Source organism: Bacteroides sp. AR29 (assembly GCF_900217715.1).
GTDB classification, from domain to species: Bacteria; Bacteroidota; Bacteroidia; order Bacteroidales; family Bacteroidaceae; genus Bacteroides; species Bacteroides uniformis.
The window spans coordinates 53,057-71,270 of record NZ_OBMS01000008.1; the positions used below are offsets into that span (position 1 = coordinate 53,057).

The window sequence follows — 18,214 nt, forward strand, 5'->3', positions numbered from 1 at the left end:
GTAGAGGGTTCATTCTTTTCCCTCATCCTAAATTGCGTATTTAGTTCTTCATTTTGCGCAAACATCGAAAGCAACATATAGTAACATCTGAGCCAAACGTAATATACCTTTTCATTACATAAATGTACCTAACGAAAAATGCCATACATTCTCCGTACTGCGTATCTCATCCCAGACGAAGCCCTCCCAAGAAAAGGATTTCAACTCCTCAGGACACTCCAGACGGTTCTTGACAATAAAACGCGTCATCTCTCCGCGACACATCTTGGCATAGATAACGACAGTCTTCGGCTGTCCGGCCTTCCAAACTTGAAACTCGGGCGTAATAACACGCACCTCTTGCTCCACCCGCTTCCAGTCGAACAAATCTTTCATTTCAGCACTTGCCAAATTAATGAGAACACCGCCACAGTTTTTAATTTCCTCTATGAAGTAATCCGTCAACAAAGGCTTCCAATAATCAAACATGGATATTCCACCTTTTTCGGGCAAACGGACATCTCCTTCCAAACGATAGGGTTTGATACCGTCCAGCGGGCGAAGCAACCCATAAAGAAAAGAAGTGATACGTAGATGTTCTTGCGCATAACGAAAATCCTCCGCTGAAAAATCTTTCGGAAGAATGCGTTTAAAAACAGCTCCCGTGTAGGCGCAAACGGCTGGCATCGAACGATTCTCCTCCGAACAGAAATCATGAAAACGCAAACGGTTCTCGGCAGCAATTTTGGTATTCACCCGAAGAAGCCTTTCCAATTCGGATACTGAATACTGCGACATTTCCAACGCATTCCGCACAGCCTCCGTTTCGAATTTCGGGACTGTGACTTCGGGCACGACAACAGAGCAGCGCGCTGCCATGGTCTTTGCACAAGAGATAAAAACAAGCATAGCGATATTTTTTAATGGATACAAAAATAAAGTTTTTTAGTGGAGAATACATATACTTATAAAGTTTTTCCGCAGAATTCACCTCCGTTTCAAGAGTTTTTCATACCTTTACACCTTGTTGGAGAAAAGTGCACGTATTGAACCCCTCTACTCCCCCAACATCTTGAGATAGAAAAAGAAAAAATAATATATAAAATGACTCACAAATGGAATTATCAACCCATTACACCCGAACAGGCAGAAGCAAGCCAACAACTGGCCCAAGAATTGGGAATTAGCCCAATATTGGGAAAATTGCTGGTGGAGCGGGGAATAACAACGGCAGCGGATGCCCGGAAATTTTTCCGCCCCCAACTACCGGACTTATACGACCCATTCCTGATGAAGGATATGGATATAGCCGTAGAGCGCCTGAACAAGGCAATGGGAAAGAAAGAGCGCATTCTTGTTTATGGAGATTATGACGTAGACGGTACCACGGCTGTGGCATTGGTCTACAAGTTTATTCAACAGTTCTATTCGAACATCGACTACTATATCCCCGACCGTTACAATGAGGGGTATGGAGTTTCAATCCAAGGAGTAGACTATGCCGCAGAGAGTGGTGTAGGTTTGATTATTGTATTGGACTGCGGTATCAAAGCCGTCGAAGAAATCACATACGCCAAGGAGAAAGGCATTGATTTCATCATCTGCGACCATCATGTCCCCGATGATGTACTGCCCCCTGCTGTAGCCATTCTGAATGCCAAACGGGAAGACAACACCTATCCTTATGAACATCTGTCCGGATGCGGTGTAGGCTTTAAGTTCATGCAGGCATTTGCCCTCAACAACGGTATCGAGTTCCATCACCTTATCCCTTTACTGGACCTCTGCGCCGTCAGTATCGCATCGGATATTGTCCCCATTATGGGTGAAAACCGCATTCTCGCCTACCACGGTTTGAAGCAGTTGAACAGTAATCCCAGCGTAGGCCTGAAAGCAATCATTGATGTTTGCGGACTGACGGACAAGGACATCACCGTCAGTGACATTGTATTCAAAATAGGTCCCCGCATCAACGCCTCCGGACGTATCCAGAACGGGAAAGAAGCTGTTGACTTGCTTACTGAAAAAGATTTCTCTCTTGCCCTGGAGAAAGCCGGACAAATCAACCAATACAACGAGACACGCAAGGACTTGGACAAGACCATGACCGAGGAGGCCAACAAGATTGTAGCTGACCTGGACGGACTTGCCGACCGACGTTCCATCGTATTGTACAATGAAGACTGGCATAAAGGCGTCATCGGCATCGTAGCCTCCCGGCTGACGGAAATCTATTACCGGCCGGCAGTAGTACTGACACGTACGGATGACATGGCAACCGGATCTGCCCGTTCCGTCTCCGGATTCGATGTCTACAAAGCCATTGAATACTGCCGCGACCTTCTGGAAAACTTCGGAGGTCATACCTACGCCGCCGGTCTTTCCATGAAGGTGGAAAATGTACCGGCCTTTATCGAACGCTTCGAAGAGTTCGTATCACAAAATATCCTGCCGGAACAGACATGCGCCGTCATCGACATCAATGCCGAGATTGATTTCAGAGACATCACTCCGAAATTCTTCAGCGACTTGAAGAAATTCAATCCATTCGGACCGGACAATGCCAAACCCATTTTCTGTACGCACAATGTCTATGATTATGGTACCAGCAAAGTCGTAGGCCGCGACCAGGAACATATCAAGCTAGAACTGGTGGATAATAAATCGAACAATGTAATGAACGGCATCGCTTTCGGGCAAAGTTCCCACGTACGCTTCATCAAGACCAAACGTTCCTTCGACATCTGCTATTCCATTGAAGAGAATACCCATAAGAGGGGTGAAGTGCAGTTGCAGATTGAAGACATAAAGCCGAACTGAAAGCCTCTCCCCTAACCCCTCCCCCACAGGGAGGGGAATAAGAATAGTCTCCTTATATTAAGGAAATGATGAAAATTGGTTGATGCTATAAGATAAGTAATCACTACTATTAGCATAGAGAAGGAAAGAATATCAATTCAACGATAAGAAGTAGCAAGAAAGTTCAATAAGACCATGAGCAGCAGTAGTAACTTCAAAACTCCCCTCCCTATGGGGGAGGGATTGGGGGTGAGGCTTCTGAAGCAATACTGGGGATACGATACCTTCCGGGGAATCCAGGAAGATATCATCAACAGCATTACCGAGGGACGGGACACTTTGGGACTAATGCCCACGGGAGGAGGAAAATCCATCACTTTCCAAGTTCCGGCACTTGCTAAAGAAGGACTTTGCCTGGTCATCACTCCGTTGATTGCCCTCATGAAAGACCAGGTACAAAACCTGAAAAAGCGGGGAATCAAGGCGCTTGCCATCTACTCAGGCATGAGCAGGCAGGAAATCATCGTCACACTGGAGAACTGTATATTCGGCAATTTCAAGTTCCTCTACATCTCCCCCGAAAGGCTCGATACTGAAATCTTCCGCACCAAACTGCAGAAGATGAAAATCAGTATGATTACGGTAGACGAAAGCCACTGCATATCGCAATGGGGCTACGATTTCCGTCCCGCCTATCTGAAGATAGCCGAAATACGCGAACTTCTGCCCGGCGTACCCATCCTGGCATTGACAGCCACCGCCACTCCGGAAGTAGTGAAAGATATCCAGGCCCGTCTGCATTTCCGTGAGGAAAATGTGTTCCGCATGAGTTTCGAACGCAAAAACCTTGCCTATATCGTCCGCAAGACGGAAAACAAGACGGGAGAGCTGTTGCACATCCTGCGCCGTATGCCCGGAAGCGCCATCATCTATGTGCGCAACCGTCGCCGTACCAAGGAAATTACCGAACTGCTGCACAACGAAGACATCACCGCCGATTTCTACCATGCCGGACTGGATGACGCCACCAAAGACATCCGCCAACAACGCTGGCAAACAGGAGAAAGCCGTGTCATGGTCGCCACCAATGCATTCGGTATGGGTATCGACAAACCGGATGTACGGATTGTCATCCACATGGATCTGCCCGATTCCATAGAAGCCTACTTCCAGGAAGCAGGACGTGCCGGAAGGGACGGACAAAAAGCCTACGCGGTCGTCCTTTACGCCAAGTCGGATAAGGCAACACTGCACAAACGCATTCCCGACACCTTTCCTGAAAAAGAATATATAAAGGAAGTATATGAGCATCTTCAATACTATTACCAGATGGCAATGGGAGATGGACAAGGCTGTGTACGCGAGTTCAATATAGAAGACTTTTGCCGAAAGTTCAAGTACTTCCCCGTTCCCGTGGACAGTGCCTTGAAGATTCTGACACAAGCGGGATACTTGGAATATACAGACGAACAAGACAATGCATCCCGGCTACTGTTCACTATCCGTCGAGACGAACTTTATAAACTGAGAGAGCTCGGCGAAGATATGGACAAACTCATCCAAACCATTCTCCGCTCCTATACCGGGGTCTTCACAGACCATGCTTTCATCAATGAAGATTCACTGGCCATACGCACTGGACTCACACGCCGGCAAGTGTATGAACAGCTCATCCACCTAGCCAAGCTACATATCGTCAGTTACATCCCCCGCAAAAAGACACCATATATAATATACACGCGAGAGAGGGTTGAAATGCGCCACCTGCAAATCCCTTCCACCGTGTACGAGGAACGCAAAGAGCGATATGAGAAACGCATAAGTGCCATGCTGGATTACGTGAGCAGCGATACCGTGTGCCGTAGCCGGATGCTGCTACACTACTTCGGAGAGAAGAACGAGCATAACTGCGGGCAGTGCGACACTTGCATCAATTTGAAGAACAAGAAACCTTCCGGCCACCTTTCGGAAAAGGAACTTTCTGAAAAGATTCTTCAAGCCCTATCTGATAAACGACAAACTCCAGCCACTTTGGCAGAACAGATAGCAGACGATAAAAACATGCTCATCGATGTGTTACATGGATTGTTGGACGAAGGCAAGGTAATTGCTGTCAACGGAATGCTTCAAATCAAAAAATAATTCATTACTTTTGCCGTTGGAAAAGAATGTCCTGCCGCTGAGAGGAACATCTCCTATCAGCCATGCCCCTCCTTTTCCTTTTTAATTTTTAATTCTTTAATTTTAATCACCTATGGGATTCTTTAAATCTTTTTTCTCCGGCAAGTCAGACAGTCCGGCAAATGAGAAACAAAAAAACGAACAGAAGAATTTTGAGATATTCAAGTATGACGGTATGCGCGCACAACGCATGGGCCGTACAGACTACGCCATCAAATGCTTCACTGAAGCCCTTGCCATTCAGGAAGACTTCGAGACCATGGGATATCTCGCCCAAGTCTACACCCAGACCAGCGAACTGGACGAGGCGCACAAACTACTGGAACGCATGACCGAAATAGAGCCGGAACATATCTCCACCTACCTCAGTCTTGCCAACGTATGCTACATGCAGGAAGACTATCCCGCCATGGCAGGAGCGGCAAAGAAGGCTATCGAAATAGAAGAGGGCAACGCCATGGCACATTACCTGCTCGGCAAAGCAGACAATGGGCAAGGGGACGGCATCATGTGCATCGCCCATCTTACGAAAGCCATCGTACTGAAAGATGATTTCATCGAAGCACGTCTGCTCCGTGCCGAAGCCCTGGTCCAAATGCAGCAATACAAGGAAGCGATGGAAGACATAGACACCATTCTGGCACAAGACCCGGAAGACGAAAGTGCCATCTTGCTCCGCGGAAAGATAGAAGAAGCTACGGGAGACAAAGAAAAAGCAGAAAGCAGCTATCAGAAAGTGACGGAGTTGAATCCCTTCAACGAACAAGCCTTCCTCTACTTAGGACAGCTTTACATCACCCAAAACAAACTGGCAGAAGCCATCGAGCTCTTTACGGAAGCCACAGAACTGAACCCTAATTTCGCAGAGGCCTATCATGAGCGCGGACGTGCCAAGTTGCTGAACGGCGACAAGGAAGGTTCTGCAGAAGACATGAAGAAAGGACTGGAACTCAATCCTAAAGAGATACAGAACTTTAACGGACAATATGGTAACCAACCGGGGGGAAGTACCGGTAATATCCTGGGATTATGACAAATTCAATTATTGCCGCCAATGAAACGAAATTTATTTCTATCAGTACTTTTTGTACTGATGTTCGCACCTGCCCATGCACAGCAAGTGAACATATTGTCCTATAACGTACATAATTGCATAGGTATGGACAAGGAGTACAATTACCGGCGCATTGCCAATGTTATCAGTCAAACTTCTCCGGACATAGTCGCCCTGCAGGAACTTGACAGTGTAACGGTGCGCAACAAAGGAATCCATGCTCTCGGAGAACTAGAAAAACTGACCGGAATGCACGGGACTTATGCAGCAGCCATTCCTTTTCAGGGTGGAAGCTACGGCATCGGAATCCTCTCCAGAGAGATACCCATAAAATACAAAATCATTCCAATGCCCGGACGGGAAGAAAAACGTACCCTCATTATTGCAGAATTTAAAGATTATGTATTTTGTGCCACACACCAGTCCCTCACTCCAGAAGCCAGTTCCTTGCCGTACCATTGATAGAAAAAGCCTTGCAAAACGTCGATAAGCCCATCTTTATGGCAGGCGACATGAACTCTGCACCAGCAAGCGCTCCCCAGCTGGAATTGGCAAAACATTTTGCCACCCTCAATGACACAACCTCTTATACTTTCCCGGCAGACCGTCCCAACCGATGTATAGACTACATCTACGGCTATTCCAAGAATGGGTATCGGTTTGACGTACAATACCGGAAAGTCATAGAAGACACCATTTCATCCGACCATCGTCCGGTTCAAGTCATTGTACAAGTTAAAGGGAAATAAGTTAAATTGCTACTATCCCTAAAAAAAACATTGTTTTTTGTTTGTATATAAAAGAAAAGCATTACTTTTGTCACGTAATTCAAAAACAGAGAATACAAGTATGAAGTCATTTACTTATGCATATTACTTCTTTTTTTACTTTTACTTTAGCCAGAAAGTAGAGCGGGAGTTTGTATGTATCAAGTGACAGTGATGCTTAAGGACTGAATAGAGAAACAAGTAAATATACAGAATCCCGCTCCATCGTATGGAAGCGGGATTTTTTTTATAGCATAACCAAGAAAATAAAAATAATGAAAAAGGTAGCCATTCAAGGAACATTAGGCTCGTATCACGACATCGCCGCACACAAGTACTTCGAAGGAGAAGAAATAGAGTTAATCTGTTGCGCCAACTTTGAAGACGTGTTCGGTGCCATCAAAAAAGACAGTCAGACCATAGGAATGCTGGCAATAGAAAACACCATTGCAGGCAGTTTGCTGCATAACAATGAGCTATTACGCCAAAGTGGCGCACAGATTGTCGGCGAGTACAAGCTACGTATTTCCCATAGTTTTGTCTGCCTGCCCGATGAAGACTGGGATGATATTACCGAAGTCAACTCCCACCCTATCGCCCTGATGCAATGCCGTGAATTCCTGGGACAACACCCCGGAATCAAAGTGGTGGAAGGCGAAGATACCGCCCGCAGTGCCGAAATCATCCAACAGGAACATCTGAAAGGCCATGCAGCTATCTGCTCCAAAGCTGCTGCAGAGCGTTATGGCATGAAGGTCCTGCAGGAAGGTATCGAAACCAACAAACATAACTTCACCCGTTTCCTGGTCGTAGCCGACCCTTGGCAAGTAGATGAACTGAACCGGCATCGCAGCAAGGACGTCAACAAGGCAAGCATGGTATTCACACTTCCCCATACTGAAGGAAGCCTTTCCCAAGTATTGTCTATTTTGTCTTTCTACCGCATCAACCTGACCAAGATACAATCACTGCCCATCATCGGGCGTGAATGGGAATACCAGTTTTACGTAGATGTCGTCTTCGACAATGTACTGAGATATAAACAATCCATTGCGGCCATCACACCGCTGACCAAAGAGCTGAAAATATTAGGAGAATATGAAGATGGAAAATCAAACGTGTAGAATAAAGCCTGCCGACCGCCTGGCAAGCGTAAGCGAATATTACTTCTCGAAGAAGCTGAAAGAAGTGGCACAAATGAATGCCGAAGGAATGGATGTCATCAGCCTGGGAATCGGAAGCCCCGACATGCCGCCTTCCGAAAAGACAATCCGGACACTTTGCGAAGCTGCCTGCAATCCGGACGGACATGGTTACATGCCCTACGTAGGTATCCCCGAACTGCGCCGCGGTTTTGCGGACTGGTACCAAAAATGGTACGGTGTAGCATTGAATCCCAACACAGAGATACAACCGCTCATCGGCTCCAAAGAAGGCATCCTGCACGTGACGCTGGCCTTTGTCAACCCCGGTGAACAAGTATTGGTTCCCAATCCCGGCTATCCCACCTATACTTCATTAAGCAAGATTCTGGGTGCCGAGGTCGTGAACTATAACTTGAAAGAAGAAAACGGCTGGATGCCCGACTTCGACGAACTGGAACGGATGGACATGAGCCGTGTAAAACTGATGTGGACCAACTATCCCAATATGCCCACCGGGGCGAACGCAACACCGGAACTGTACCGGAAACTGGTGGACTTCGCACGCCGCAAGGACATCGTCATCGTAAACGACAACCCCTACAGTTTCATCCTGAACGAACATCCTATCAGCATCCTCAGCATTCCGGGTGCCAAAGAGTGCTGCATAGAATTCAATTCCATGAGCAAAAGCCACAACATGCCGGGCTGGCGTATCGGCATGCTTGCCTCGAATGCCGACTTCGTGCAATGGATATTGAAAGTAAAAAGCAACATCGACAGCGGTATGTTCCGTGCCATGCAACTGGCAGCCGCCACTGCCCTGGAAGCAGAGCAAGACTGGTATGACGGCAACAACGCGAATTACCGCAACCGCCGTCAGTTGGCAGGAGAAATCATGCATACCTTGGGTTGCACCTACGACGAAAACCAGGTAGGCATGTTCCTCTGGGGCAAAATCCCCGACAGCTGTACAGACGTGGAAGAACTGACTGAACACGTGCTGCATAAAGCCAGAGTGTTCATTACTCCCGGGTTTATCTTCGGAAGTAACGGGAAACGGTATATCCGCATCTCCCTCTGCTGTAAGGACAATAAACTGGCAGAAGCATTGAAGCGTATCAAGGACATGAAATAAATGCTTACAAGTAAGAGATGAACACCCTAAAGCCGGAATCCCGTTTACTAAAACTCCACCGGAGATTTACTAAAACGGGAGGAACGATTTAGTAAATCTTCTCCGACGTTTTACTAAATCTCCGGGACCTTGCTCAGAAAGTCTTCTGAAAAGGAGGAAACGTCACAAGGAAGAAAAAGCATAATTAAAGAATATTATTAAACAAATAAAGAATATGGAACTCGAATTAGAACCTATCACATTACCTGGTGTTGAAGACAAACGCCCTATGGTAATAGCCGGCCCCTGCAGTGCCGAAACCGAAGAACAAGTAATGAGCACCGCCAAACAATTGGCAGACAAAGGCCTCAAGCTATTCCGTGCCGGCATCTGGAAACCGCGCACCAAACCGGGCGGCTTCGAAGGAGTAGGCGTAGACGGCCTTGCATGGCTGAAGGAGGTAAAGAAAGAAACCGGCATGTACGTTTCAACAGAAGTAGCTACCGCCAAACATGTATACGAATGCCTGAAGGCTGGAATTGACCTTCTTTGGGTAGGTGCACGTACCACCGCCAATCCTTTCGCCGTACAGGAAATTGCCGATGCACTGAAAGGCGTAGATATCCCGGTACTGGTGAAGAATCCGGTAAATCCTGACCTGGAGCTGTGGATTGGAGCTTTGGAACGTATCAACAATGCAGGCTTGAAACGTCTGGGTGCCATCCATCGCGGATTCAGCAGCTATGACAAAAAGCTCTACCGTAACTTGCCCCAATGGCATATCCCCATTGAGCTGCGCCGCCGAATTCCCAACCTTCCTATTATCTGTGACCCCAGCCACATAGGTGGAAAGCGCGAACTGGTTGCTCCACTCTGCCAGCAAGCTATGGATTTGGGCTTCAACGGACTGATTATCGAGAGCCACTGCAACCCGGACTGTGCCTGGAGCGATGCAGCCCAGCAAGTCACCCCGGATGTGCTGGATTACATCCTCAACCTGCTGGTCATCCGCAAGGAAACACAAAGCACCGAGAACCTCAGCGAATTGCGCAAGCAGATAGACGAATGCGACAACAATCTTATTCAGGAGCTGGCCAAACGGATGCGTGTGGCACGTGAAATCGGTACATACAAAAAAGAGCATGACATGACCATCCTGCAAACCGGACGCTACAACGAAATCCTCGAGAAACGCGGCTCGCAAGGCGCATTGTGTGGCATGGATGCTGAATTCATCAAAAAGGTATTTGAGGCGATACACGAAGAAAGTGTGAGGCAACAAATGGAAATTATAAATAAGTAATTATTTAATGTGCCAATGTGCTTATTGGCTGCGCAGTGATGCCGCATGGCAATAAGCACATTAGCACATTAGCACATTAAACATCATGAGAATACTTATACTTGGGGCCGGAAAAATGGGCTCTTTCTTTACAGATATATTGAGTTTCCAGCACGAGACGGCTGTGTTCGATGTCAACCCGCACCAACTGCGTTTTGTCTACAACACCTACCGCTTCACTACATTGGAGGAAATCAAGGAGTTCGAGCCGGAACTGGTCATCAATGCCGCTACGGTGAAATACACACTGGACGCCTTCCGCCAAGTGCTGCCAGTACTGCCTAAGGACTGCATCATCAGTGACATTGCTTCGGTAAAGACCGGATTGAAGAAATTTTACGAAGAAAGCGGTTTCCGATATGTATCGACACATCCCATGTTCGGCCCTACTTTTGCCAGTCTCAGCAATCTGAATACAGAGAATGCGATCATCATCAGCGAAGGTGACCACTTGGGAAAAATCTTCTTCAAGGACCTCTACCAGACAATGAAACTGAACATCTTCGAATATACATTCGACGAGCATGATGAGACTGTAGCCTATTCGCTGTCCATTCCGTTTGTATCCACCTTCGTGTTTGCAGCGGTAATGAAACACCAGGAAGCTCCAGGCACTACATTCAAGAAGCACATGGCTATTGCCAAAGGACTGCTGAGTGAAGATGACTACTTGCTCCAAGAAATTCTCTTCAACCCGCGCACTCCCTCACAAGTGGAGAACATCCGCCTGGAACTGAAGAATCTGCTGGAAATCATCAACAACAAGGATGCGGAAGGCATGAAGAAGTATCTGACCAAAATCAGAGAAAAGATTAAATAGAAAAAATGTCCATTGTGAAAACATCAGGTTCCCTCGTCCTCAACGAGGGATTTTTTTTATCTTTGCACTGTTAATAGAACCGCTTTCATGATAGACCAACCCACTATAGACAGAATTCTCGATGCCGCACAAATATACGATGTCGTATCGGACTTCGTTACCCTACGCAAACGCGGCGTGAATTATGTAGGACTGTGTCCCTTCCACGATGACAAAACCCCTTCTTTCTATGTATCCCCCGCCAAAGGGCTCTGCAAGTGCTTTGCCTGCGGAAAAGGAGGAAATGCAGTGCATTTCATCATGGAGCACGAACAGATGTCTTATCCTGAGGCGCTGAAATATCTCGCAAAAAAATACGGCATTGAAATCAAAGAACGCGAACTATCCAGCGAGGAGAAGATAGCACAGAGCGAACGGGAAAGCCTCTTCATTGTGAACAACTTTGCCCGTGACTACTTCCAGAATATCCTAAAGAACCACGTAGACGGACAGAGTATCGGCATGGCCTATTTCCGCAGCCGCGGCTTCCGGGATGACATCATCGAGAAGTTCCAGTTGGGCTATTGTACCGAGAGCCACGATGCCCTTGCCCAGGAAGCTTTGAAAAAAGGCTATAAAAAGGATTATCTTGTCAAGACCGGCCTCTGCTACGAGACGGACGACCACCGACTGCGCGACCGCTTCTGGGGGCGGGTCATCTTTCCGGTACACACTCTCTCCGGCAAGGTGGTGGCTTTCGGGGGACGTGTGCTTGCCGGCGCCACCAAAGGCGTCAAGGTGAAGTACGTCAACTCGCCTGAATCGGAAATTTATCATAAAAGCAATGAACTGTATGGCATATATTTTGCCAAACAAGCCATTGTGAAACAAGACCGTTGCTTTCTGGTCGAAGGTTATACGGATGTCATTTCCATGCACCAATCGGGCATAGAGAATGTGGTTGCCTCTTCGGGCACGGCATTGACACCCGGACAAATCCGGATGATTCATCGTTTCACCAACAATATGACAGTGCTCTACGACGGTGACGCTGCCGGTATAAAGGCCTCTATCCGAGGTATTGATATGTTGCTGGAAGAAGGCATGAACGTCAAAGTCTGCCTCCTGCCCGACGGTGACGACCCGGACTCCTTTGCACGCAAACACAATGCGACGGAGTTCCAGGCCTTCATACAAGAGAATGAAACGGACTTTATCCGCTTCAAAACCAATCTGTTGCTGGAAGATGCAGGAAAAGACCCCATCAAGCGTGCCGAGCTTATCGGAAACCTTGTGCAGAGCATTTCCATCATTCCCGAAGCCATTGTGCGTGATGTCTATATCAAGGAGTGCGCCCAATTATTGCACGTAGAAGATAAACTGCTGGTTTCTGAGGTTGCCAAGCGTCGCGAAAAGCAAGCCGAGCAACAAGCTGAGCGAGCAGAACGCGAGCGTCGGTCGGCCAATGCCGCAAGAGCCAATGCAGAAGCAGGTGTCAATGGCAGTCATACTGCAGCTACAGCTACCAGCCCCGACGCACAACAAGCTGGCTATCCGTCCGAATCACTGCCTGCCGGTCTCCCTTCCGAAACACCTCCACCTTTTCCACCCGAGGAAGAATATGTATCCTTCATCCCACAGGAGGGCAAGGAGGGCCAGGAGTTCTATAAATACGAACGACTTATTCTGAAGATGGTAGTGCTCTATGGTGAGCGGGTGATGTGCAATGTCACCAATGAAGAGGGGCAGGAAACCCCTATCACTGTAACTGAATATATAGTCAATGATTTAAAAGAAGACGAACTTGCCTTCCACAATCCGCTTCACCGGCAAATCCTGACAGAGGCTGCCGAACGTATCCACAATGAGGGTTTTACCGCCGAACGGTATTTTGTGGCGCATCCCGACCCCGTCATCAGCAAGCTGAGCGTGGAGCTTATCAGCAACCGCTATCAGTTAAGGAAATCACAGATAGAACAAATGGTGACGGACGAAGAACGCCTCTATGAGCTAATTCCACGGTTAATGATAAACTTCAAATATGCCATCGTCTGCGAAGAATTGAAGCATACCCTATTTGCGTTACAGAACCCTGCCATAGCCAATGATGAAACCCAGTGTAACAGCATCATGGAGCGCTACAACGAATTGAACAAAGTAAAAAGCATCATGGCAAAGCGGCTGGGAGACAGAGTCATCCTGAATTTTTAAATTCAATTCGGGGAGTTCTCCGTCAAGAATTATGCCTGATTAAATTCATAAATTCCTCGCGAGTCTTCGCTTGGTTGAATGCTCCGGTAAAATCGGATGTAGTGGTAATGGAGTTCTGTTTCTCTACTCCGCGCATCTGCATGCACATGTGTTTGGCTTCCACAACAACCATAACCCCCAGCGGATTCAGCGTCTCCTGAATACACTCTTTTATTTGGAGAGTCATACGTTCCTGCACTTGCAGGCGGTGAGAGAAAATATCCACTACGCGGGCTATCTTGCTCAGTCCGGTAATGTAGCCGTTAGGAATATATGCCACATGTGCCTTTCCGTAGAAGGGAAGCATGTGATGTTCGCAAAGCGAGAAGAAATCAATGTCTTTCACAATCACCATCTGACTGTATTCTTCTTGAAACTTGGCTGAACGGAGTACCTCGTGCGGGTCCATATAATACCCTTTCGTCAACGACAACATGGCCTTCGCCACCCGTTCAGGTGTCTTCTGCAAACCTTCACGTTCGGCATCTTCACCCAACAGAGTAAGGATGCGGTGATAATGTTCCTTCAATTCATCTAATGAAGGAGATACAATTTCTTCTTTTCCTAACATGATAATTCTTTATAAGGGGATGTTTATCTGCTCTTTCACGATAGAAACTTCCTTGAATACACCAGTAGCCCGCAACTGACGCATCATGGCATCCGCTTCTTCGATACTGCGGAAATCTCCTGCACGGCACAGCCAACGGGGGGGATTGAAAGAGGTATAAACTGTAAGTTCGGGAAAATGTTCCTTGATGCGGGTAGCTACCGCATAAGCTTCGTTCTTGGCCTGACGGGTATTATTCCCTGCATAAACTTGTATGCGGTAACCCGAACTTTTAATCACTTTCTGCTCATCCGAACCGGCAGGAACATACTCCGAACCTATCAATGCCGCAATGCGTGCATCTTGATGGATAGTCACCTTGCCTTGTCCCGGCACATTACGTTCCAGGCTTTTCACAATATTATTCTGCGCTACAGAAATCGTTGCAAAAGCGAAACATGCAACTAAAAGTAAACCAAGCTTTTTCATGAGTCAATATCTTTATATAACGGAAAATGGAAAGCTGAAAATGGAAAACAGTTATGCAGATACGACATGCAATCCATTTTCAACTTTCAGCTTTCAACTATTTAATTAAAGGCATCGATGATACCCTTGAAGTCAGAAACCTTCAAGGCAGCACCACCAATCAGACCGCCGTCAACATCCGGGTTGGCAAACAGTTCCTTTGCATTAGAAGGCTTACAGCTGCCACCATAAAGGATAGAGCAGTTGTCAGCAATTTCCTTACCATACTTTTCAGCAATCAAGGAACGGATGAAAGCGTGGATTTCCTGTGCTTGTTCTGCAGTAGCAGTCTTACCGGTACCGATAGCCCAAACCGGCTCGTAAGCCAAAATAATCTTAGAGAAATCTTCGGCAGACAAAGAGAATACAGAAGCCAGCTGAGCGGCTACCACTTCATTCTGCTTGTTTGCTTCACGTTCTTCCAATACCTCACCGATACAGAAAATCGGAGTCAGACCGTTAGCCAAAGCCAATTTTACTTTTTCTTCCAGAATAGCAACTGTTTCACCATAGTAAGCACGACGTTCAGAGTGACCCAGAATGACATATTTTGCACCAGTAGAAGCAACCATAGCAGCTGATACTTCGCCGGTATATGCGCCTGACTCCTTGTCTGCACAGTTTTCTGCACCTACACCAATCTTGGCAGCGTCTACCAAAGGAGTAACAGATGCCAGGTGGATAAACGGAGTACAGATGATTACATCACAGTTAGGCTTTTCGTTAGCCAATGTTTCATTCAGTTCTTTTGCAAGAGCAATACCCTCTTGGAGGGTTTTGTTCATTTTCCAGTTTCCTGCAACAATGTTTTTTCTCATTTTGTTTTATTATTAAAAGGGTTAATGTATTTACTATTTGACAATTTACTATTTACTATTTGATACTATTGTTGTCTGAGGCGTTGTTTCTCCCGGCGCCTTACGACTAAAATATCGACACAAAGCACCATCATCAGAGGAAGGATGAACCACAGCAACACATAGCCTATTGTTTGTAAGTCACTTTCCTGCTTCTGCTTGCCCAATTCCAACTTGTCCAGGCTATCGGTCAGCACATATTCATCAGGCAGCCGGTTGTCACTCCACTTATTCAAAATTGTTCCGTCCTTTACCAACAGCAAACCGGGATTTGAACGGATAATGGTCTTCAGCGTAATATCATCTGTCTGGCAGAAAGGGTATTCCGCTCCAGTCTTGTCACGCCACAATTCTATCTCGTCTTCCGGAGATGAAGTCAAGGCATAAAAGCCATAACCATGCTCCACACTGTAATCGTATATTTCATTGATAAGGTCGATGTTACTGTCGTCCGCTCCTTCTATCCGATGGGCAACCAGCAGAAACGTATATCCTTTATCCGACAGTACGCTGTCCGTTATATCTTCCCATGTATCCAGACTCATCATGGAAAAATCATGAATGGGAGGTTCATAACCTTTTTCCTTCAGTATCGTACGCGATTCTACAAACGTCCATGTACTGTCCGGATAGTTGTCCAATGTAAATTCCTGACGCTTTCCTCCTTTTTCCAAAATGAACCGGCTTTCAAACACGCTTGGTTTAGCACCTTCCGGAATTTCCATGCCCGCCTTGATATTCGCTCCAATTCTGTAAGGTCGGAAATCAAGTATCGGCAAATTCTCCAGGCAATAGAAGGACAACGCAAACACAAATAGAAACGTATACATGGAAATCATCCACTCCATCTTCGGAGTAATGAAACGCACCAGTAAATCCTGCCACTTGAATACAGATACTGCCGCCACCAACAATACTACGTTCTTGCCGAAAGTCTGCCAATTGGTCAATATCCACGCATCACCGAAGCATCCGCAGTCGGATACCGGATTCGCCAAAGCCAGATAAAGTGTTAGCGGAGTCATTACAACCATCAGCAATAATGCCAATACAGATGCCACCTTCCGGCGTATACCCAAAAACAAGAAAACACCTACACTGAACTCTATGGCAGACAACGCTATCCCTACCAGCAAGGGCGCATAAGAAGGAAACCAGGAAATCATGCCGAAAGCCGTCAGGTAATCTTGAATTTTATAGAAGAAACCCAACGGATCAACAGCTTTCACAAATCCGGAAAATATGAACAAAGCCCCCAGCAGAAAACGGCAGAGGTTCACCCAAACTTTCCCGACAATATGTTTCTTGTCAATCTCCAAATTCAATCTTAATTAAGCCGAATACGGAATAGTTAATCATATCCATATAATTGGCATCAATACCTTCCGAAACCAAAGTCTCCCCGGACAAGCTTTCAATCTGTTTTGTCCGGTAAATCTTCATCAATATCAAATCCGTATACGAACTGATACGCATACTACGCCAAGCCTCATCATAATCATGATTTTTGGCAAGCATCAACTCCAAAGAGGTTTTGGCATATTTATCATACAGCACCAACGCCTCTTCATTGGTCATATCGGCAGCTTCGGCATAACCAAGCTCCAACTGTATCAATCCTACAATTCCATAGTTGACAATAGCTATGAATTCAGAACGGATGCCTTCGTCTACCAAAGTCACCCCTTTCGTTTCAATACTTCTGATACGGTTGGCTTTGATGAATATCTGATCTGTTACGGAAGACGGACGAAGAATGCGCCACGCCGGACCGTAATCATGAAGTTTCTTAGAGAACAAGTCACGGCAAACCGCAATGACATGTTCAAATTGTTGCTTGGTATCTTTCATTTCCTTTTTTCACAGTGCGCTGCAAAGATAGGAATAATTAAAGAAAAAGAAAAAGAGGGCACTCTAAAATCTATTAAAGTACCCTCTTCTATAGAGATTGTTTACGTTTTTATGAGCAGCGCAATACTTGTCCCGGTCTCAGGATTGTTTTACGCGTAATTCTGTTCAGTTTGCAAAGCTTGTCGATGGAGGTTCCCTGACGTGCTGCAATCCGTCCCAATGTGTCTCCCTTCTTTACCTTATAGAACAGACCTTCACCCGATGCCATGCTACGCGCCGTACCGGAAGAGCCTTTTGTCTTATGGAAAGTATAGGAATCAGCTACGATATCCTGCTTTTCAAAATCAAACATAAGCGCAGGATTGATGGGAATACCCAAGAAACGGGTTTCAAAGTGAAGGTGTGAACCGGTAGAACGTCCGGTATTTCCTCCCAATGCAATTGGCTCGCCGGCTTTTACCAACTGGTTTGTATCAACCAATTGTTTAGACAAGTGTCCGTAAACGGTTTCCAAGCCATTGTCGTGACGAATAACGACGTATTTGCCGTATCCACGACGACCTTGATTCTTGACAACGCGCACTTTTCCATCAAAAGCCGCACGGATTGTATCGCCTACATACACCTTGATATCCAAACCATAATGAGCTCTTCTTCTCCGGGGACGGTAACCGAATACATCCGTGATACGGGTATTGGGAGTAGGCATACAGAAACCGGTCAAATCAAATGTATAGCTCTCAGGCACAATCGCATTGCCATAGGCTTGTACGAATTCGTTGTTCCAGTTGGGATACAAATCCAAACCCGGATACAATGATTGTTCTGCACGTATCTGTTTTTGCAAAGCCAGTGAATCAACACTCTTAAGTTTTCTGTCGATGGGGGCCTGGCGGGCAATCAGGTCTTGCGAGAAAGAATTCAAGCTAACCATTGCCGTCGCAGCCAATAAAGCAGTTTTTATCCAATTAAAATTCATCCGTTTCGTCATTCATTTT

17 protein-coding genes are annotated in these 18,214 nt (G+C 46.4%); 10 read left to right on the top strand and 7 right to left on the bottom strand.

Features of this window, described 5'->3' with window-relative positions; translation table 11 throughout:
* Window positions 1-114: 114 nt before the first annotated feature.
* The gene (gene yaaA, locus CSD97_RS07055) at window positions 115-888 is read right to left on the bottom strand and encodes a peroxide stress protein YaaA (protein ID WP_005830017.1); all 774 of its coding nucleotides are present in this window, start codon (window positions 886-888) and stop codon (window positions 115-117) included.
* 195 nt (window positions 889-1,083) lie between these two features.
* Here yaaA and recJ point away from each other — a divergent pair, with 195 nt between their 5' ends.
* The 10 genes from recJ (at window position 1,084) to dnaG (ending at window position 13,391) form a co-directional block, all read left to right on the top strand.
* On the top strand, window positions 1,084-2,799 hold the full coding sequence (recJ, locus tag CSD97_RS07060; RefSeq protein ID WP_005833333.1) for a single-stranded-DNA-specific exonuclease RecJ: 1,716 nt from the start codon (window positions 1,084-1,086) through the stop codon (window positions 2,797-2,799).
* A gap of 174 nt (window positions 2,800-2,973) precedes the next feature.
* Window positions 2,974-4,920: an ATP-dependent DNA helicase RecQ gene (locus tag CSD97_RS07065; protein WP_229075296.1), complete on the top strand. Its 1,947-nt coding sequence runs from the start codon at window positions 2,974-2,976 to the stop codon at window positions 4,918-4,920.
* 112 nt (window positions 4,921-5,032) lie between these two features.
* Window positions 5,033-5,992, top strand: a complete 960-nt coding sequence (locus tag CSD97_RS07070) for a tetratricopeptide repeat protein (RefSeq protein ID WP_005830011.1) — start codon at window positions 5,033-5,035, stop codon at window positions 5,990-5,992.
* A gap of 21 nt (window positions 5,993-6,013) precedes the next feature.
* Window positions 6,014-6,475, top strand: coding sequence for an endonuclease/exonuclease/phosphatase family protein (locus CSD97_RS19040; RefSeq protein WP_229075298.1), 462 nt, complete (start codon window positions 6,014-6,016; stop codon window positions 6,473-6,475).
* An 11-nt stretch (window positions 6,476-6,486) separates the two neighbouring features.
* Complete coding sequence (locus CSD97_RS19045) at window positions 6,487-6,762, top strand: endonuclease/exonuclease/phosphatase family protein (RefSeq protein WP_229075300.1); 276 nt, start codon at window positions 6,487-6,489, stop codon at window positions 6,760-6,762.
* A 293-nt stretch (window positions 6,763-7,055) separates the two neighbouring features.
* Window positions 7,056-7,904 carry a prephenate dehydratase gene (locus CSD97_RS07080; RefSeq protein ID WP_005830004.1) on the top strand — a complete coding sequence of 283 codons (849 nt, stop codon included), beginning with the start codon at window positions 7,056-7,058 and terminating at the stop codon, window positions 7,902-7,904.
* Window positions 7,879-9,060, top strand: a complete 1,182-nt coding sequence (locus tag CSD97_RS07085; RefSeq protein WP_005830000.1) for an aminotransferase class I/II-fold pyridoxal phosphate-dependent enzyme — start codon at window positions 7,879-7,881, stop codon at window positions 9,058-9,060. The genes CSD97_RS07080 and CSD97_RS07085 overlap by 26 nt, the downstream gene beginning before the upstream one ends.
* Before the next feature lie 214 nt (window positions 9,061-9,274).
* On the top strand, window positions 9,275-10,342 hold the full coding sequence (locus CSD97_RS07090; RefSeq protein WP_005829998.1) for a bifunctional 3-deoxy-7-phosphoheptulonate synthase/chorismate mutase type II: 1,068 nt from the start codon (window positions 9,275-9,277) through the stop codon (window positions 10,340-10,342).
* Window positions 10,343-10,427: 85 nt separating this feature from the next.
* Window positions 10,428-11,201 carry a prephenate dehydrogenase/arogenate dehydrogenase family protein gene (locus tag CSD97_RS07095; RefSeq protein ID WP_008664194.1) on the top strand — a complete coding sequence of 258 codons (774 nt, stop codon included), beginning with the start codon at window positions 10,428-10,430 and terminating at the stop codon, window positions 11,199-11,201.
* Window positions 11,202-11,288: 87 nt separating this feature from the next.
* On the top strand, window positions 11,289-13,391 hold the full coding sequence (gene dnaG / locus CSD97_RS07100) for a DNA primase (protein WP_098032161.1): 2,103 nt from the start codon (window positions 11,289-11,291) through the stop codon (window positions 13,389-13,391).
* Window positions 13,392-13,413: 22 nt separating this feature from the next.
* On the opposite strand, the gene folE is transcribed toward dnaG, so the two are convergent.
* From folE to CSD97_RS07130, 6 genes are all read right to left on the bottom strand, one after another.
* Window positions 13,414-14,001: a GTP cyclohydrolase I FolE gene (folE, locus tag CSD97_RS07105; RefSeq protein ID WP_098032162.1), complete on the bottom strand. Its 588-nt coding sequence runs from the start codon at window positions 13,999-14,001 to the stop codon at window positions 13,414-13,416.
* Window positions 14,002-14,010: 9 nt separating this feature from the next.
* Window positions 14,011-14,469 carry an SPOR domain-containing protein gene (locus CSD97_RS07110; RefSeq protein WP_005829980.1) on the bottom strand — a complete coding sequence of 153 codons (459 nt, stop codon included), beginning with the start codon at window positions 14,467-14,469 and terminating at the stop codon, window positions 14,011-14,013.
* A 101-nt stretch (window positions 14,470-14,570) separates the two neighbouring features.
* Window positions 14,571-15,326, bottom strand: a complete 756-nt coding sequence (tpiA, locus tag CSD97_RS07115; protein ID WP_005829974.1) for a triose-phosphate isomerase — start codon at window positions 15,324-15,326, stop codon at window positions 14,571-14,573.
* 65 nt (window positions 15,327-15,391) lie between these two features.
* Window positions 15,392-16,684, bottom strand: coding sequence for a BT_3928 family protein (locus tag CSD97_RS07120; protein ID WP_005829971.1), 1,293 nt, complete (start codon window positions 16,682-16,684; stop codon window positions 15,392-15,394).
* A complete protein-coding gene (locus CSD97_RS07125; RefSeq protein ID WP_005829969.1) occupies window positions 16,674-17,216 on the bottom strand; it encodes a DUF1599 domain-containing protein in 543 nt (180 codons plus the stop codon). The genes CSD97_RS07120 and CSD97_RS07125 overlap by 11 nt, the downstream gene beginning before the upstream one ends.
* Window positions 17,217-17,325: 109 nt before the next feature.
* Complete coding sequence (locus tag CSD97_RS07130) at window positions 17,326-18,195, bottom strand: M23 family metallopeptidase (protein WP_005837478.1); 870 nt, start codon at window positions 18,193-18,195, stop codon at window positions 17,326-17,328.
* Window positions 18,196-18,214 lie beyond the last annotated feature (19 nt).

Bases quoted from the DNA above. Each gene is read 5' to 3' on its own strand.
- dnaG (WP_098032161.1), top strand. From the start codon at position 11,289: ATGATAGACCAACCCACTATAGACAGAATTCTCGATGCCGCACAAATA.
- CSD97_RS07070 (WP_005830011.1), top strand. From the start codon at position 5,033: ATGGGATTCTTTAAATCTTTTTTCTCCGGCAAGTCAGACAGTCCGGCA.
- CSD97_RS19040 (WP_229075298.1), top strand. From the start codon at position 6,014: ATGAAACGAAATTTATTTCTATCAGTACTTTTTGTACTGATGTTCGCA.
- recJ (WP_005833333.1), top strand. From the start codon at position 1,084: ATGACTCACAAATGGAATTATCAACCCATTACACCCGAACAGGCAGAA.
- CSD97_RS07125 (WP_005829969.1), bottom strand. From the start codon at position 17,216: ATGAAAGATACCAAGCAACAATTTGAACATGTCATTGCGGTTTGCCGT.
- CSD97_RS07065 (WP_229075296.1), top strand. From the start codon at position 2,974: ATGAGCAGCAGTAGTAACTTCAAAACTCCCCTCCCTATGGGGGAGGGA.
- folE (WP_098032162.1), bottom strand. From the start codon at position 14,001: ATGTTAGGAAAAGAAGAAATTGTATCTCCTTCATTAGATGAATTGAAG.
- tpiA (WP_005829974.1), bottom strand. From the start codon at position 15,326: ATGAGAAAAAACATTGTTGCAGGAAACTGGAAAATGAACAAAACCCTC.
- CSD97_RS07130 (WP_005837478.1), bottom strand. From the start codon at position 18,195: ATGAATTTTAATTGGATAAAAACTGCTTTATTGGCTGCGACGGCAATG.
- yaaA (WP_005830017.1), bottom strand. From the start codon at position 888: ATGCTTGTTTTTATCTCTTGTGCAAAGACCATGGCAGCGCGCTGCTCT.
- CSD97_RS07085 (WP_005830000.1), top strand. From the start codon at position 7,879: ATGAAGATGGAAAATCAAACGTGTAGAATAAAGCCTGCCGACCGCCTG.
- CSD97_RS07110 (WP_005829980.1), bottom strand. From the start codon at position 14,469: ATGAAAAAGCTTGGTTTACTTTTAGTTGCATGTTTCGCTTTTGCAACG.
- CSD97_RS07095 (WP_008664194.1), top strand. From the start codon at position 10,428: ATGAGAATACTTATACTTGGGGCCGGAAAAATGGGCTCTTTCTTTACA.
- CSD97_RS07080 (WP_005830004.1), top strand. From the start codon at position 7,056: ATGAAAAAGGTAGCCATTCAAGGAACATTAGGCTCGTATCACGACATC.
- CSD97_RS07090 (WP_005829998.1), top strand. From the start codon at position 9,275: ATGGAACTCGAATTAGAACCTATCACATTACCTGGTGTTGAAGACAAA.